Origin of the sequence: Bacillus bingmayongensis (genome assembly GCF_000299035.1) — a bacterium.
In the GTDB taxonomy this organism is placed as follows: Bacteria; Bacillota; Bacilli; order Bacillales; family Bacillaceae_G; genus Bacillus_A; species Bacillus_A bingmayongensis.
The window spans coordinates 200,206-216,270 of sequence record NZ_JH921517.1 but is presented as its reverse complement, the minus strand read 5'-3'; the positions used below and the strand labels follow the sequence as shown (position 1 = coordinate 216,270).

General features: G+C 38.2%; 16 protein-coding genes. All 16 read right to left on the bottom strand.

Annotation, left to right across the window (positions count from 1 at the left end; all coding sequences use genetic code 11):
* Window positions 1-111: 111 nt before the first annotated feature.
* A complete protein-coding gene (gene yqfC, locus Y7E_RS0108085; RefSeq protein WP_017150774.1) occupies window positions 112-408 on the bottom strand; it encodes a sporulation protein YqfC in 297 nt (98 codons plus the stop codon).
* Window positions 409-514: 106 nt separating this feature from the next.
* The gene (locus Y7E_RS0108080) at window positions 515-958 is read right to left on the bottom strand and encodes a GatB/YqeY domain-containing protein (protein WP_017150773.1); all 444 of its coding nucleotides are present in this window, start codon (window positions 956-958) and stop codon (window positions 515-517) included.
* Between the two features lie 15 nt (window positions 959-973).
* Window positions 974-1,147: a 30S ribosomal protein S21 gene (gene rpsU / locus Y7E_RS0108075; protein ID WP_000048061.1), complete on the bottom strand. Its 174-nt coding sequence runs from the start codon at window positions 1,145-1,147 to the stop codon at window positions 974-976.
* Window positions 1,148-1,734: 587 nt separating this feature from the next.
* Window positions 1,735-2,400, bottom strand: a complete 666-nt coding sequence (gene deoC / locus Y7E_RS0108070; RefSeq protein ID WP_017150772.1) for a deoxyribose-phosphate aldolase — start codon at window positions 2,398-2,400, stop codon at window positions 1,735-1,737.
* A gap of 143 nt (window positions 2,401-2,543) precedes the next feature.
* Window positions 2,544-3,896, bottom strand: a complete 1,353-nt coding sequence (gene mtaB / locus Y7E_RS0108065) for a tRNA (N(6)-L-threonylcarbamoyladenosine(37)-C(2))-methylthiotransferase MtaB (protein ID WP_017150771.1) — start codon at window positions 3,894-3,896, stop codon at window positions 2,544-2,546.
* Between the two features lie 6 nt (window positions 3,897-3,902).
* The gene (locus Y7E_RS0108060) at window positions 3,903-4,652 is read right to left on the bottom strand and encodes a 16S rRNA (uracil(1498)-N(3))-methyltransferase (protein WP_017150770.1); all 750 of its coding nucleotides are present in this window, start codon (window positions 4,650-4,652) and stop codon (window positions 3,903-3,905) included.
* A gap of 144 nt (window positions 4,653-4,796) precedes the next feature.
* Window positions 4,797-5,735: a 50S ribosomal protein L11 methyltransferase gene (prmA, locus tag Y7E_RS0108055; RefSeq protein ID WP_017150769.1), complete on the bottom strand. Its 939-nt coding sequence runs from the start codon at window positions 5,733-5,735 to the stop codon at window positions 4,797-4,799.
* 28 nt (window positions 5,736-5,763) lie between these two features.
* On the bottom strand, window positions 5,764-6,876 hold the full coding sequence (dnaJ, locus tag Y7E_RS0108050; protein WP_017150768.1) for a chaperone protein DnaJ: 1,113 nt from the start codon (window positions 6,874-6,876) through the stop codon (window positions 5,764-5,766).
* Between the two features lie 224 nt (window positions 6,877-7,100).
* A complete protein-coding gene (gene dnaK / locus Y7E_RS0108045) occupies window positions 7,101-8,936 on the bottom strand; it encodes a chaperone protein DnaK (protein ID WP_017150767.1) in 1,836 nt (611 codons plus the stop codon).
* A gap of 26 nt (window positions 8,937-8,962) precedes the next feature.
* Entirely contained in the window at window positions 8,963-9,532 is a 570-nt protein-coding gene (gene grpE, locus Y7E_RS0108040; RefSeq protein ID WP_016116375.1) for a nucleotide exchange factor GrpE, read from the bottom strand.
* A gap of 110 nt (window positions 9,533-9,642) precedes the next feature.
* Complete coding sequence (gene hrcA / locus Y7E_RS0108035; protein ID WP_017150766.1) at window positions 9,643-10,674, bottom strand: heat-inducible transcriptional repressor HrcA; 1,032 nt, start codon at window positions 10,672-10,674, stop codon at window positions 9,643-9,645.
* A 133-nt stretch (window positions 10,675-10,807) separates the two neighbouring features.
* Window positions 10,808-11,947, bottom strand: a complete 1,140-nt coding sequence (gene hemW / locus Y7E_RS0108030) for a radical SAM family heme chaperone HemW (RefSeq protein ID WP_026049140.1) — start codon at window positions 11,945-11,947, stop codon at window positions 10,808-10,810.
* A gap of 51 nt (window positions 11,948-11,998) precedes the next feature.
* Window positions 11,999-12,373 (bottom strand): winged helix-turn-helix transcriptional regulator, encoded by a 375-nt coding sequence (locus Y7E_RS0108025; RefSeq protein ID WP_017150764.1) that lies wholly within the window; start codon window positions 12,371-12,373, stop codon window positions 11,999-12,001.
* A gap of 144 nt (window positions 12,374-12,517) precedes the next feature.
* The gene (gene lepA, locus Y7E_RS0108020) at window positions 12,518-14,341 is read right to left on the bottom strand and encodes an elongation factor 4 (RefSeq protein ID WP_017150763.1); all 1,824 of its coding nucleotides are present in this window, start codon (window positions 14,339-14,341) and stop codon (window positions 12,518-12,520) included.
* A 199-nt stretch (window positions 14,342-14,540) separates the two neighbouring features.
* Window positions 14,541-14,894, bottom strand: a complete 354-nt coding sequence (locus Y7E_RS0108015) for a DUF3679 domain-containing protein (RefSeq protein ID WP_026049139.1) — start codon at window positions 14,892-14,894, stop codon at window positions 14,541-14,543.
* Window positions 14,895-14,913: 19 nt separating this feature from the next.
* The gene (gene gpr / locus Y7E_RS0108010) at window positions 14,914-16,017 is read right to left on the bottom strand and encodes a GPR endopeptidase (protein ID WP_017150761.1); all 1,104 of its coding nucleotides are present in this window, start codon (window positions 16,015-16,017) and stop codon (window positions 14,914-14,916) included.
* Window positions 16,018-16,065: the final 48 nt, after the last annotated feature.

Genomic DNA, 16,065 nt, shown 5'->3' with positions numbered 1-16,065 from the left:
AAAAAGCACAGGTGTTACGTCACTATTCTAATCGTGCTTTCCTCACCTTTTATCATTCAAATAGCTCGTACGAAACGAAATAAGAAGAAAACTTCATGAACAGAAGTTTCATTATGATTTATCTTTCTTCTCATTTTCTAAAAACGTCACTTGTTCAATAATCCCTTCAAGCAAAAGCTCTTCTGGAAGAATAGTTTTAATAACAAATGATTGCCCTTTTATTAATAATTGACCATGCTTTAATAACAACCGCACTTCTTTATCTGTAAATACTAATAACCCTCGATGATTTTCTATATAAATATGTACTTGCCCGACAAGAGTAATACGAGGTAGATCCATTAGTACATCCACTGGTATGTCTATTTGCTTCGTAAGCCAATTCTTCATTTGTACTAATTTCTTCATCTCCAAGACCTCCTCTCATCCCATATGTATGAAAAAAGGGCTTGTAATATCACGTCCAAACAGAAAAAAGCATAAAAAAACGTCTCATTTCTCATGAGACGCTTTTTTATGCTAATAGCTGTGCAACCAGCTTATTCACTTGTGATCCGTCTGCTTTACCTTTTACTTTTGGCATAACAGCACTCATCACTTTACCCATATCTGCTTTAGAAGCAGCACCAACATCAGCAATAACTTGCTTAATTACGTTCGCAAGCTCTTCTTCTGTTAATTGCTCTGGCAAATACGTGTCTAAAATCTGAATTTCACTTTTCAGTTTATCAACAAGGTCATCACGACCCGCTTTTTTAAATTCAAGGAGGGAGTCCTTACGCTGTTTTACTTCACGAGTTAAAACTGTTAATTCCTCTTCTTCAGTAAGAGTTTGTTGCAGTTTAATTCCTTCATTTTGCAAAGCAGCCTTAACCATACGAATAACGGTTAATTTTTCTTTTTGTTTATTCTTCATCGCTTGTTTCATATCATCGTTTAAACGACCGAGAAGACTCATAACTTACACCCTCTCTTAGAATTTACGCTTTCTTGCCGCTTCAGATTTCTTCTTACGTTTTACACTTGGTTTTTCATAAAACTCGCGCTTTCTTGCTTCAGCAAGTGTACCAGTTTTAGAAACCGATCTTTTAAAACGGCGAAGTGCATCCTCCAAAGACTCGTTTTTACGAACGACTGTTTTTGACATTCTCTTTCCCTCCCTCCGAAACATCACACTTACATACTAACTTCAGCATGCAAAAAGAAACACTTCTTCAGCATGTCTTTTACGATTATAATACATTTTGTCACTTCAGGTCAACTATTTGACAGAATAAAAGAAGAGTAGATGCTCTTCCTTTTTCCAAAATCTATTTAAATTACGTATTGCGACTGATATTTTTTTACTTTTTAAACGAGTAAATTTATAAAAGAATAACAGGCATTTCGCCCCTTCGGTCGAGGAAAAACTCCTCTCTGTCCGGCGCTCCAATGCCCTGCGATTCTGCACGAGCGGTTTCCACCTTTAATCTATCCAGCTCCGCTTTTAAACCTATCTAACTCCAGCGACTAGAACAATCGGCTGTTTCACTCTTTCCTCCGAGGTAAAAAACACCTCTACGTCAAGAGTGCAGGCGTCCTCATGTTCTAAACGAGTCGCTTCCGTTTTTATTCTATCCAGCTCCGCCTCCTAGTCCCTCACGTCTAAGAACCTTCCACGCGAGAAGGCAAAGAACGCCTTCTGCGTGAAAGAACCTTAGCCGACGGGACTAAACAGTCGGCTCCGCTTTTAAATTAATAATCAGTTGTTGCCGTTTTTCCGCTTACTAGGGCTACGCCTGCACTTGTACCGATGCGCGTCGCTCCCGCTTCTACCATTGCGTCCATGTCTTGTCCATTACGAACACCACCAGAAGCTTTTACGCCGATTTCTGGTCCGACTGTTTTTCTCATTAATGCTACATCTTCTACTGTTGCTCCACCTGTCGAGAAGCCAGTTGATGTTTTTACAAAGTCTACACCTGCTTTTACAGACAATTCACAAGCACGAACTTTTTCTTCTTCTGTTAATAAACATGTTTCAATAATAATTTTTACAAGCGCTTTTCCTTTTGCAGCTTCTACAACTGCACGAACATCACGCTCTACTAATTCATCATTTTTATCTTTTAAAGCACCAATGTTAATTACCATATCAACTTCTGTTGCACCTTTTGCAATTGCATCTTGCGTTTCAAATGCTTTTGTTTCTGGTGTGTTTGCCCCAAGAGGGAAGCCAATTACTGTACAAACCTTTACATCTGTACCTTTTAGTAATTCAGCTGCTGTTTCAACCCAAGTAGGGTTTACACATACAGAAGCAAAGTTATGTGCTTTTGCTTCTTCACATAATGTAACAATTGCTGCTTTTTTTGTATCTGGTTTCAATAGTGTGTGGTCGATTAATTTTGCATAGTTCATTTTTCATATGCCCCTTTCTTCACTAGCCGGTTGTCTGACAACTGCAACGGTTAGCATTATAGCACGAAATATTACAAGTTCATATCTTAACTTATCCACACAGAAAAAAAGCATGCAAACCTTTTCGTTTGCATGCTTTTTCATTACGCACTTGCTGATTCTTTTTTGATATCATCTTCAAGAACACGAACAAATTGCGCTTCGTTATATGGGTACCCAGCTTTTGTAATCTTCACTTTTACTAGTTTACCGATTAATTCTTCAGATCCTTCAAAAACAACTTTTAAGTAGTTATCTGTATAACCTACATACAATCCTTCGCGATCGCCATCTTTGAAAGGCTCTTCTGGAATAATTTCAAGAACTTCCCCTTCAAATTGAGAAGCATATTCTTTCGCTAACTGATTTGATAATTCAATTAAACGGTGAACACGATCATTTTTTACATCTTCAGGAATTTGATCTTCCATACGCGCCGCAGGTGTTCCTGTCCGTTTTGAATAAGGGAAAACGTGTAGTTCAGAGAAACGATTTTCTTTAATGAAATTGTATGTTTCCATAAACTCTTCTTCCGTTTCTCCAGGGAAACCAACAATTACGTCTGATGTAATTGCAAGACCTGGTAACGCCTCTTTTAAACGATCTAAACGCTCTTGGAAAAATTCCATTGTATATTTACGACGCATACGTTTTAATACAGTGTTAGATCCCGATTGTAGCGGGATATGCAAATGACGCACAACTACTTCAGATTTATCTAATACTTCAATCACTTCATCCGAAATTTGACTTGCTTCAATAGATGAAATACGAAGGCGTTTCAAACCATTTACTTCTGCTTCCATATCACGAAGCAATCCAGCTAAATTGTAGTTTTTCATGTCTTCTCCGTATCCACCTGTATGAATACCAGTTAAAACGATTTCTTTATAACCTGCATCAACTAATTGTTGCGCTTGGTGAATAACTTCTTTTCCATCACGAGAACGCATTAAACCACGTGCCCAAGGAATGATACAGAACGTACAGAAGTTATTGCAACCTTCTTGTATTTTTAAAGATGCACGTGTACGGTCCGTGAAGTACGGTACATCTAATTCTTCATACACACGTGTTTTCATAATGTTACGGACGGCATTGATTGGTTGACGTTCTTTACGGAACTCTTCAATATACCCTAGCATTTTCTCACGATCTTGTGTACCAACAACGATATCCACGCCTGGAATCGCCATAATTTCTGCTGGAGATGTTTGTGCGTAACATCCCGTTACACAGATAACAGCGTCTGGATTTTGACGTACAGCACGTCGAATAACTTGACGACTTTTTTTATCTCCAGTATTTGTTACTGTGCATGTATTGATTACATACACGTCAGCTTTCTTTTCATATTCAGTTCTATCATAACCACCTTGTTTAAACAATTGCCAAATCGCTTCTGTTTCGTAGTGGTTTACTTTACAACCTAACGTATGGAACGCAACAGTTGCCATTGATCATCACCCCATTAATTCAAAATGATAAGAAGCGGCACTTAACGCGTAAAGCGGCGCCGTTTCTGTTCGTAAAATCCTCGGTCCTAAACTACATGGTACAAATTTATGTTCACGAAGCGCAGAAACTTCTTCCTCAGATAAACCACCTTCTGGGCCAAATACAATCAACAGTTTTTGACCACGTTCAAGTGCTGTTAAAGCCTTCGCAAAATTAGCTTTTTCGCCTTGCTTTGCCTCCTCTTCATACGCCACAAGACAAACATCATAATCACTGCTCATCGCAAGCAATTGTTTAAATGATGCCGGAGCATGTACATCTGGAATTTCACTTCTATGCGATTGTTCCGCTGCTTCTTTCACAATTTTTTTCAAACGCTCAACTTTTTTATCTGCTTTTTTCGCATCCCATTTTACGATAGAACGCGATGCTTGAAATGGTAAAAATGCGGCTGCCCCAAGCTCAGTTCCTTTTTGAAAAATTAACTCTAGCTTGTCTCCTTTTGGCAGTCCACTTGCGATCGTCACAAACACTGGCAATTCGCTTGACACCTCTATCCATTCTACAATAGCACTATCCACAAATTCACTGGTAATTTCAGCAATCGTACACATTGCTGTTTTACCGTTAACACAACAATAAATGTGATCACCAGCTGACATGCGCATCACTCTTGCGATATGATGTACATCATCACCTACAATACGAATACTTGCATCATTTACATACTTCTCTTCTACAAAATAACGTTGCATCTCATCACCTTAGTAAAGTTTCGTTCCTTTCGTAAGTCCTCACTTACGAAAAGAACGAAACGTTATCATTTTAATGTAACAAACGGCAAGTCCCTCACTTTTATAGCGAGAGACTCTTCCGTTCGTTAAAACATAAATTATATATTACGCATTTCGTGCAATGATTGCTACCCAATCTTCCATTCTTAATACTTCTTCAATTGTAAATCCAGCTTTTTCTAGCGCTTCAGAAATTACTTTTTCTTTTGCTGCAATAATACCAGATGTAATAAATAGTCCGCCCTGTTTTACAACTCTCGCTGCATCTTCAGGGAATAGAAGAATAATCTCTGCAAGTAAGTTCGCTACAATCAAATCTACTGGGCCTTCAATACCTTCTAATAAACTATTTTGTCCTACAGATACAACATCGTCCGTTTTATTTAAACGAACATTCATCTCTGCACTTTCAACTGCAACTGGATCCAAGTCATATGCCTGAACAGATGCTGCACCTAATTTTGCTGCAGCAATACTTAATACACCAGAACCTGTTCCAACATCAATTACTGTATTACCTGGTTGAACTGTTTTCTCTAACGCTCGAATACACATCGTTGTTGTTGGATGTGTTCCTGTACCAAACGCCATACCTGGATCTAACTCAATAATTTTTTCATCGGGAGAAGAAGGTGTATATTCTTCCCACGTTGGCACAATTGTGAATGTATCAGAAATTTGAACTGGATGATAATATTTTTTCCAAGCAGTAGCCCAGTCTTCCTCATCGACTTCATTAATCGTAATATTTCCTGTACCAATTTCGATGTCGAAAGATGGAAGTACATCAATAGATGATTTTACACTCGCAACGGTTTCATGTAAAGAATCCGTTTGAGGGAAATATGCTTTTATTAACACACCATCTTCTGGATACTCAGCTGGATTAAGCGCATAAATTTCACCATACTGTTGCTCACGCTCTTTTGTCAATTCCGCTGGATCTTCAATCGCTACGCCACTAGCACCTGCTTCGTGTAAAATATGAGAGATTGCTTCTACTGCTTCCTCCGTTGTATGAATACTAATTTCTGACCATTTCACAATTTACCAACTCCATTTTTTATTTCCATTATTCCCCTTTGAAAGCACGTTTAAGCTTTCCGAATAAGCTATCATCTTGATCTTCTTGTCCTGCAAATTCACGCAATAAATCTTTTTGATGTGATGTTAGTTTCGTTGGTACAATAACACGAACAACTACGTATTGATCACCTTGACCATACCCACGTACGTTTGGAGCACCTTTTCCTTTTAAGCGGAATTCCGTTCCAGTTTGTGTACCTGCCGGAATTTTTAGTTTCACTTTTCCATGAACAGTTGGAACTTCCACTTCAGCACCAAGTGCTACTTGCGCGAATGTTAATGGCATTTCACAAACAATATGATCCCCATCACGCTCGAAGAACTCATGATTTCTTACATGAACAACAACATATAAGTCCCCAGCTGGGCCGCCATTCACACCCGCTTCCCCTTTACCAGACACACGGATTTGTTGACCATTATCAATACCTGCTGGAATTTTAACGTTAATTTTTTTACGTTTACGTACTTTTCCAGAGCCATGACATGTTGTACATTTCTCTTTAATCATTTGACCTGTTCCTGAACAATGCTTACACGCTTGACGATTTACAATACGACCAAATGGTGTATTTTGTTCTACGCTCACTTGACCTGTTCCTGAACAATGCTTACATGTTTCTTTTGAAGTTCCTGGTTTTGCCCCACTGCCGTGACATGTGTCACATGGGTCTTCCACTGGAATTTCAACATTTAATTCTTTACCAAAAATTGCTTCTTCAAAGTCTAAAGTAACTTGGTATTGTAAGTCCGCTCCTTGACGCGGTGCATTTGGATCGCGGCGTCTGCCGCCACCTCCGCCAAAGAACGAACTAAAGATATCTTCAAATCCGAAGCCACCACCAAAGTCTCCACCGCCGAAGCCGCCAAAACCTTGATTTGGATCAGCATGACCAAACTGATCGTACTGCGCACGTTTTTGATCATCACTTAAAACTTCATATGCTTCTTGTACTTCTTTAAACTTTTCAATTGCGTTTTCTTCTTTACTTACGTCTGGATGATATTTTTTAGCCAAACGACGGTATGCTTTTTTGATTTCATCTTTTGAAGCGCCCTTACTAAGGCCAAGCACCTCATAATAATCTCTTTTATTCATAAATTTGTAACCCCCGAATCTTTCACATAAACGTAATTTTAACACCGAAAGAAAGTGCTTTGCAACAAAGTTTCCTCACTTACAGTATGCAAAAAGAAAAACGTAAGACCCTCAGATAAAAAACTTAGTTCATACTAAGCCCTCTTCTTATTCGTGAAAAAAGCCAAAGCCAAGGCACGCTTGACTTTGACTTTTTGTCATCTTACTTATTTTGTTTCACTTTATTACTTATCTTCTTTTACTTCTTCAAACTCAGCGTCAACTACATTGTCATTTTTCGCACCAGCGTTACCTTGTGCACCTTCTGCTTGCTGAGCACCAGCAGCTGCTTGAGCTTGCTCATATAATTTTACAGTAAGTTGTTGTACGATTTCTTGAAGTGCATCTTTTTTCGCACGGATTTCATCAAGGTCATTTTTCTCGATTGCCGCTTGTAATGCTTCTTTTGCTTCTGTTGCTTTTGCTACTTCAGCTGCATCTACTTTACCTTCTAAATCTTTTACAACTTTATCCGTTTGGAATACAAGTTGGTCAGCTTCATTACGAAGTTCAACTTCTTCTTTACGTTTTTGGTCAGCATCAGCATTAGCTTCAGCTTCTTGAACCATACGATCTACTTCTTCATCAGAAAGACCTGAAGAAGATTGGATTGTAATTGTTTGTTCTTTGCTCGTTCCTAAGTCTTTCGCACGTACGTTTACGATACCGTTCGCATCAATATCGAATGTTACTTCGATTTGTGGAATACCACGTGGTGCTGGTGGGATATCTGTTAATTGGAAGCGACCTAGTGTTTTGTTGTCAGCTGACATTGGACGCTCACCTTGTAATACGTGAATGTCTACTGCAGGCTGGTTATCAGCAGCAGTTGAGAATACTTGTGACTTACTTGTTGGAATCGTTGTGTTACGCTCGATTAATTTTGTGAATACGCCACCCATAGTTTCAATACCTAAAGAAAGTGGAGTTACATCTAATAATAGAACGCCTTTTACGTCACCAGTAAGTACTCCGCCCTGAACTGCAGCACCTAATGCTACAACTTCATCAGGGTTAACGCCTTTATATGGTTCTTTACCAGTTTCACGTTTAATTGCTTCTTGTACAGCTGGGATACGAGTAGAACCACCAACAAGAATAACTTTATCTAATTCACTTGGAGAAAGACCAGCATCTTTTAATGCACGACGAGTTGGTTCTAATGTTCTTTCAACAAGGTTAGCTGAAAGTTCTTCAAATTTCGCTCTTGTTAAGTTTAATTCTAAGTGTAATGGACCAGCAGCACCAGCACTAATGAATGGTAATGAAATTTGTGTTTGTGTTACACCTGAAAGATCTTTTTTCGCTTTTTCAGCTGCATCTTTCAAACGTTGAAGTGCCATTTTATCTTGGCTTAAGTCAATGTTGTTTTCTTTTTTGAATTCAGCTACTAAATGATCGATGATAACTTGGTCAAAGTCGTCACCACCAAGACGGTTGTCACCAGCAGTTGAAATAACTTCAAATGTTCCATCTGCTAATTCAAGGATAGATACGTCAAATGTACCGCCACCTAAGTCATATACTAGAACTTTTTGTTCTTCGTCTTGTTTTTCTAAACCGTAAGCAAGCGCAGCTGCTGTTGGTTCGTTAATAATACGTTCTACTTCTAAACCAGCAATACGACCAGCGTCTTTTGTTGCTTGGCGCTCAGCATCGTTGAAGTATGCTGGTACTGTGATAACAGCTTTCGTTACTGTTTCACCTAAGTATGCTTCAGCAGAAGCTTTTAAGTTTTGTAAAATGATTGCAGAAATTTCTTGAGGTGTGTAGTTTTTACCTTCAACTTCTACTTTGTAGTCTGTACCCATATGACGTTTAACAGACATGATTGTATTTGGGTTCGTAATTGCTTGACGCTTCGCTACTTCCCCAACTTGACGCTCTTCATTTTTGAAAGCTACAACAGAAGGAGTTGTACGGTTCCCTTCTGGATTTGGAATAACCTTTGGTTCTCCACCTTCCATAACAGCTACACAAGAGTTTGTTGTACCTAAGTCAATACCGATAATTTTACTCATGGCGAAACCTCCTACATTTATGTAAATTATTGATTTACTTTTACCATTGATGGGCGAATCACACGGTCTTTCAGCTTATAACCTTTTTGGAATTCTTCCACAACCGCGTTTGATTCAAATTCGCTGTCTTCTACTTGCATAACAGCTTGATGTTCATGCGGATCAAACTGTTTACCAACAGCTTCAATCGCTTCAACACCTTCTTTAGTCAGTGCTTCTAGCAATTGACGATATACCATTTCCATCCCTTGTAATAAGGACTTCATCTGCTCATCGCTTGCTTCCACTTGCATCGCTCTTTCAAAGTTATCAAGAGCTGGCAAAATATCTGACACAAGACTTTGTGATCTATATTTTTCAGCCGCTTGCTTATCTAGTTGAACGCGGCGCTTATAGTTTTCAAAATCAGCTTGTAGACGTAGTGTGCGACCTTCCGTTTCCGTCAATTTCGCTTGCAATTCGTCTACTTTTTCTTGTAAAAGAGCCGCTTCACTTTTTTCTTCTACCACAGTTTCTTCACTGTTTTCCGCTGTAATAGATTCCTCAGTTTGCGTTTCTTTCGCTTCTTCAACTACTTGTTCGTTACGCTCTTCCACAACTTTCACCTCCTTAAAAGGCACCAGGGCTCATGTTAAGCATGAGCATCCAAGCATAGTTTTTATATTACACACCCGCAATGATCATGTTCATTGCTTGAGCGAATGTATTATTTTGATTTATGCACTCCATTTAAACCGTCTGTAAATTGTCTTGTGAACAATTGTAACAAACTAATCACACGAGAATATTGCATTCTCGTCGGCCCTAAAATTGCAATGGTTCCAAGCTGTTCTTCCCCAATGGAATACGTTGCAGAAATTAAGCTACAATCTTCCATAGCAGTCGAAGAATTTTCTCGACCGATTTTCACTTGAATACCTACTTGTTTATTACGCAAAATATCGTAAAACGCTGCTTCATTATCAATCATAGTCAGCAAGGAGCGTACCTTTTGAATATCGTGAAACTCCGGCTGCGAAAGCATATTGGCTTTTCCGCCAAAGTATATCTTTTCCGATAAAGGCACTTGAAATGTACCATCTAATATTTTTATTGCACTATCATAATTGTGGACATAGCCGCGCAGAACTGTCACAATCTCTTTTAAAATTTTATTGTGTAATTCTGCCATCGGTACACCAGATAGCTTGTCATTTAAAATATTAACCATCTTTTCTAAATCTGATAAATCAACAGATTCCGGAACGGTAATCGTTTTGCTTTGTACATGCCCTGTATCCGTTACAATAATCGCGACTGCTGTTTGATAATCCAGCGGAACAATTTGTACATTTTTAAGCTTATTTGTACTCACTTTCGGTCCAAGAACTATCGCCGTATAATTTGTGAGTTCTGATAAAATTTGAGCTGATTGCTGTGCAACCTTTTCTGCTTCAAAAATTCTTTCAGCAAATAAATCCTTAATCTGTACAATCTCCTCATTGGGTAAGTTCTGTGGTGCTAAAAGATGATCTACATAAAATCGATATCCTTTTTCTGAAGGAACTCGTCCAGAAGAACTGTGCGTTTTTTCAATAAATCCTAGTTCCTCTAAATCCGCCATTTCATTTCGAATGGTAGCTGAACTAAACGTAATTTCATCTTTTTTAGCCAACGTCCTTGACCCAACAGGCTGCGCTGATCCAATAAAGTCATCAATAATTGTTTGTAAAATTAAGAGCTGACGTTCCGTAAGCATCTCATCATCACCTCTGTTAGCACTCTTTATCTTTGAGTGCTAAATCTATTAATAACTTACCAAAATTGACATTCAATTGTCAACGGAAACGTCACGAAATAGTGAAACTTTTTCATGTACACGAAACATCTAGTTAATCAACTAAAAACGATTGAAACACTTCATTTCCTAATAACTTCCCTTGCCTTGTTAAACAAACATGACCATCTTTTTCCTCCAGTAATCCATGCTCTTTATTATATAGCAACTGCCTTGCAAAGATTTCATCCATCCCCGTGCCAAATTTCTTTTGGAACTCTAACTTAGAAACTCCTTTTGTTTTTCGAAGCCCTAAAAATAACTCCTCTTCCATCATTTCTTTTTTTGTTACCATATGAACATCTAAATAAGGAAATCCTGTCTCATCGATTTTAGAAAAATACTGTTTAAGCGGGCCCACATTTTGAATCCGCTCACCCTTTACATAACTATGAGCTCCAGCTCCAAAACCATAATATGTTTCATTATTCCAGTATGTGAGATTATGTCTACTTTCATAGCCTTCTTTTGAAAAATTACTAATTTCATACTGATGGTAGCCATACTTTTCCATCTCATCCATTACCATTTCATACATCTTCGCCTCATGATCTTCACCAGGAAGCCTTAATTTCCCTTTGTTCATTAAATTGTAAAAGACAGTTTTCGGTTCAACGATTAAAGAATACGCAGAGAAATGCTGAACACCGAGCGTGAAGGCGATATCTAACGTTTCCTTCACATCTTCAATCGTTTGTCCTGGTAATGCATAAATTAAATCGACATTAATATTCGTAAAACCAACTTCCTGCGCTTCACGAATTGCTACAAACGCATCTTCTCTCGTATGCTTACGTCCAATTTTCTCTAGCAATTCATCACGAAACGTTTGCACACCAAAACTAATTCGGTTAACACCACCTTCTAATAGAAGGTTCAATTTTTCTTTCGGTAAGTCTCCAGGATTTGCTTCAAATGTTAATTCACAGTTTGGAGCAAACGGACGCAAACGACGATTAATAATAGCAAGCAACTTTTCAGTCTGCTCCATATTTAGTGCTGTTGGTGTCCCGCCCCCAACAAAAATTGTTTTCATATTTTCAAACGGTACCTTTTGAATCGTATTTATTATTTCTTTCTCTAAATACTCCAAATATTGATCAACGGGCTGACGTTCAATAAATACTTTATTAAAATCACAATAGTGACAAATATGCTGACAAAACGGAATATGAATATATGCAGCTTGCATCAAACTTTACTCCTACCTTTCTAAAAAGAAAACCTCCGCATTTCGGAGGCTCCTTTACTTCTCTAACCCATTACGAATTTGCTTCATTCGCATTTTTCCCCAATCATACATCATTTCGACGATTGGTAAAAGCGTCATGCCTAAATCCGTCATAAAATACTCTACGCGCGGAGGCACTTCTGGATATACTGTCCGATCGACAATTCCATCTTCCATTAATTCTTTTAGTTGATTTGATAAAACTTTATGAGAAATGTTTGGAAATAGTCGTTGCAACTCACTAAAACGGTGTGGCCCTTCTACACCTAGATGCCACAAAATTACAACTTTCCATTTTCCGCTAATAATAGAAAGAGTCAATTCCTTTTCACAATTAAAATTACCATTTTGTATCTTTTCTTGAATATCTTTTCGAATATTTTCAGACATCATTCGTCTCCTAACTCTATATCAATCATCACTTTTTCCCTTGCACAAAAATGCATCCTTACTATTGTAAAGGAGAGATGGAAAGATGTCTAAAAAAGTATGCTTATACACAAAAAGAAGCCGCATAAACGGCTCCTTTTTTCATTAGTTATCGTCCATTTTCAATACAGCCATGAACGCTTCTTGTGGTACTTCTACAGAACCAACAGATTTCATACGCTTCTTACCTTCTTTTTGTTTTTCAAGAAGTTTACGTTTACGAGAAATGTCACCACCGTAACATTTTGCAAGTACGTTTTTACGCATTGCTTTAATTGTAGAACGTGCTACAACTTTGTTTCCAATTGTCGCTTGAATTGGCACTTCAAACTGTTGTCTCGGAATTAATTCTTTTAATTTTTCTACGATTACTTTACCACGGTCATACGCTGAATCACGGTGTACGATAAATGATAAAGCATCGACTTGTTCAGAATTTAAAAGAATATCCATCTTCACAAGTTTAGATGGTTTATAGCCGATTAACTCGTAGTCAAATGACGCATATCCCTTCGTATTTGATTTTAGTTGATCAAAGAAATCATATACGATTTCAGAAAGTGGGATTTCGTATGTCAACGTAACACGTGTTTCATCTAAATATTGCATATCAATAAACGCACCACGTTTACCTTGGCAAATTTCCATTACAGCTCCAACATAGTCATTCGGAACCATGATTGCAGCTTTTACAAACGGCTCTTCTACACGGTCAATGGACTGCGGATCTGGCATATTAGATGGGTTATCAACAATCAAATCTTCACCGCTTGTTAAATATACTTTATAAATAACACTTGGTGCTGTTGTAATTAAATCAATCTTGAATTCACGTTCGATACGTTCTTGAATGATTTCCATATGAAGTAAACCTAAGAATCCACAGCGGAAACCGAAACCTAATGCTTGAGATGTTTCTGGTTCAAACTCAAGAGCAGAATCATTCAATTCCAATTTTTCTAATGCATCACGTAAATCATTATAACGTGCAGAATCAATTGGGTATAAACCACAGAATACCATTGGGTTTAATTTACGGTAACCTGGTAATGGCTCTGCTGCTGGACGTTTCGCATGTGTAATTGTATCACCAACGCGCGTGTCTCCTACGTTTTTAATAGATGCTGCTAAGAATCCTACATCACCTACTGTCAACTCTTTACGCTGCGTTGTTTTCGGTGTGAATACACCTACCTCCGTTACTTCAAACTCTTTACCAGTTGCCATCATACGTACTTTATCGCCAACTTTTACTGTACCGTTTACAACACGGATATAAGCAATTACACCGCGATATGGGTCGTATAAAGAGTCAAAAATCATACATTGAAGTGGCTCCTCTGGGTCACCTTCTGGAGCTGGTACTTTTTCAACGATTTGTTCTAGAATATCTTCAATACCGATGCCAGCTTTCGCAGAAGCAAGTACAGCTTCTGATGCATCTAAACCGATTACATCTTCTACTTCTTGACGAACACGCTCTGGATCAGCACTTGGCAAGTCGATTTTATTAATAACTGGTAAAATCTCTAAATTATTATCAAGTGCTAAATATACGTTCGCTAACGTCTGCGCTTCAATACCTTGCGCCGCATCAACAACAAGAATCGCACCTTCACAAGCCGCTAAACTACGAGACACTTCGTACGTAAAATCGACGTGTCCTGGTGTGTCGATTAAGTGAAGAATATATTCTTCACCATCTTTTGCTTTATACGTTAATTGAACTGCATTTAATTTAATTGTAATACCACGCTCACGCTCTAAATCCATAGAGTCAAGTAATTGAGCTTTCATTTCGCGCTGTGTTAACGCATTTGTTTTCTCCAAAATACGGTCTGCCAACGTTGACTTTCCGTGGTCAATATGAGCAATGATGGAGAAGTTACGAATTTTGGACTGTCTTTTTGCTCTTTCTTCTTTATTCATCTATGTTCTCAACTCCTAATAGTCTCGCCAATATACACTAGCACTGATTATATCAATAGAGCAGCAAAGATTCAATGAAAACTCGTGCTGCTTATAAGACAAATCTTCCTCTCTTTATCTTATGCGAGTAAATCACGCGGGACAAACCTTTTTGTAACAAAAAAATGGTTGTCTTACAAAGTTATAAGACAACCTCTTTTTATTCTTCCAATTGGTTAAAAATGTCTTTTATTTTCCCAATTACTATATCTGTACTAAACTTAGCGATAGTTCGAGCAAATTCCGCAATTCCCATCCCTAGTCCTTCTACAACATTAAAACTTCTGAGACTTTCTAACTGTTTTTGTTTTTCGCCAGCTGAAAATATACCTTCTAAAATTTCCGGATCAACATTTCCACTTCCAGTTCCCGTCATTCGAGTTACTTGTTCATACGTTGGCTGCCGATAGCCTTTCATGCTTTTTAAGCCATGATTAGCGATTCCAATTCCGATTAACATCAAAAAAAGAAACAGCACAACACAACTCATACACCGAAGCGTAAATCGACTCAACTTAGGCTGTCCCTTCTCATCAATGCGTATATGCACCTGTGTTATCTTGATCAATTTGATGGTGAAGTGCTGCATTTAAACCACTCGCTATTACATTTGCCATATCTTCAATAAATGCATCTACTTCTTTCGGCGTCACCATTAAATTATGACCAAGCGGAGCTAATACTTCATAAATTAATTTTCGCTTTTCTTCATCTTCCAAAGTCCCCACTGCCCCTAAAAACATATTGCGACTTTTTTCATCCGGCATATCTTCCTCTGTTAATTTCTTCTTTTCTCCAAATGTAAAGCCAGCTGGCAATAAAGAACGAGATGGTTTATCTCCTTCTCTCATTTCACGACCAAAATGCTTCAAAATAAAATCAATTGTATCACTCGTAATGGAAACAGCATCTACAACCGTCGGAACACCGATCGCAATCACTGGGATTCCAAGCGTCTCCTTACTTAATTCTTTTCGTTTATTTCCTACACCCGATCCAGGATGAATTCCCGTATCTGAAATCTGTATCGTACTATTTACTCGTTCAATAGACCTTGCGGCAAGTGCATCGATAGCGATCACAAAGTCTGGTTTTGTCTTTTCAATGATGCCATAAATGACATCGCTCGTTTCAATCCCTGTAATCCCCATTACACCTGGACGGATTGCACTAACAGGACGATATCCATCCTCTACACTTTCAGGCTGCAATTTAAAAAGATGACGCGTCACAAGCACATTTTCTACAACAATTGGTCCAAGGGCATCTGGTGTTACATTCCAATTCCCTAGTCCAACGATTAAACAGCTCGCCTCTTTAGTAATTCCAATTTCTTCTAACAAATAAGAAAATTCTTTTGCAAAAATACGCTCTACTTTTTGCTGTAATTCTGTATCTTGCTGACGAATCCCCTGCACTTCAAGCGTTAAATAATTACCAGGCTTTTTACCCATCGCTTCAGAAGCACTTTCTTCGATTATCACTTTCGTAATCGTAATACCTTCTTCTTCACGCTCTTTTACAACAACACCTTGGATTCCTGTTTGTTCTTGCTGACGTTCTTGTAACATTTGATGAGCTTCTACTGCAAGGTCTGTTCTAACACTATATTTACTTAAATCTAATGGTTCTTTCATCGTATCTCCTCCGTAATTCATAGTAAATATAGTTAGATTCCCCAAAAT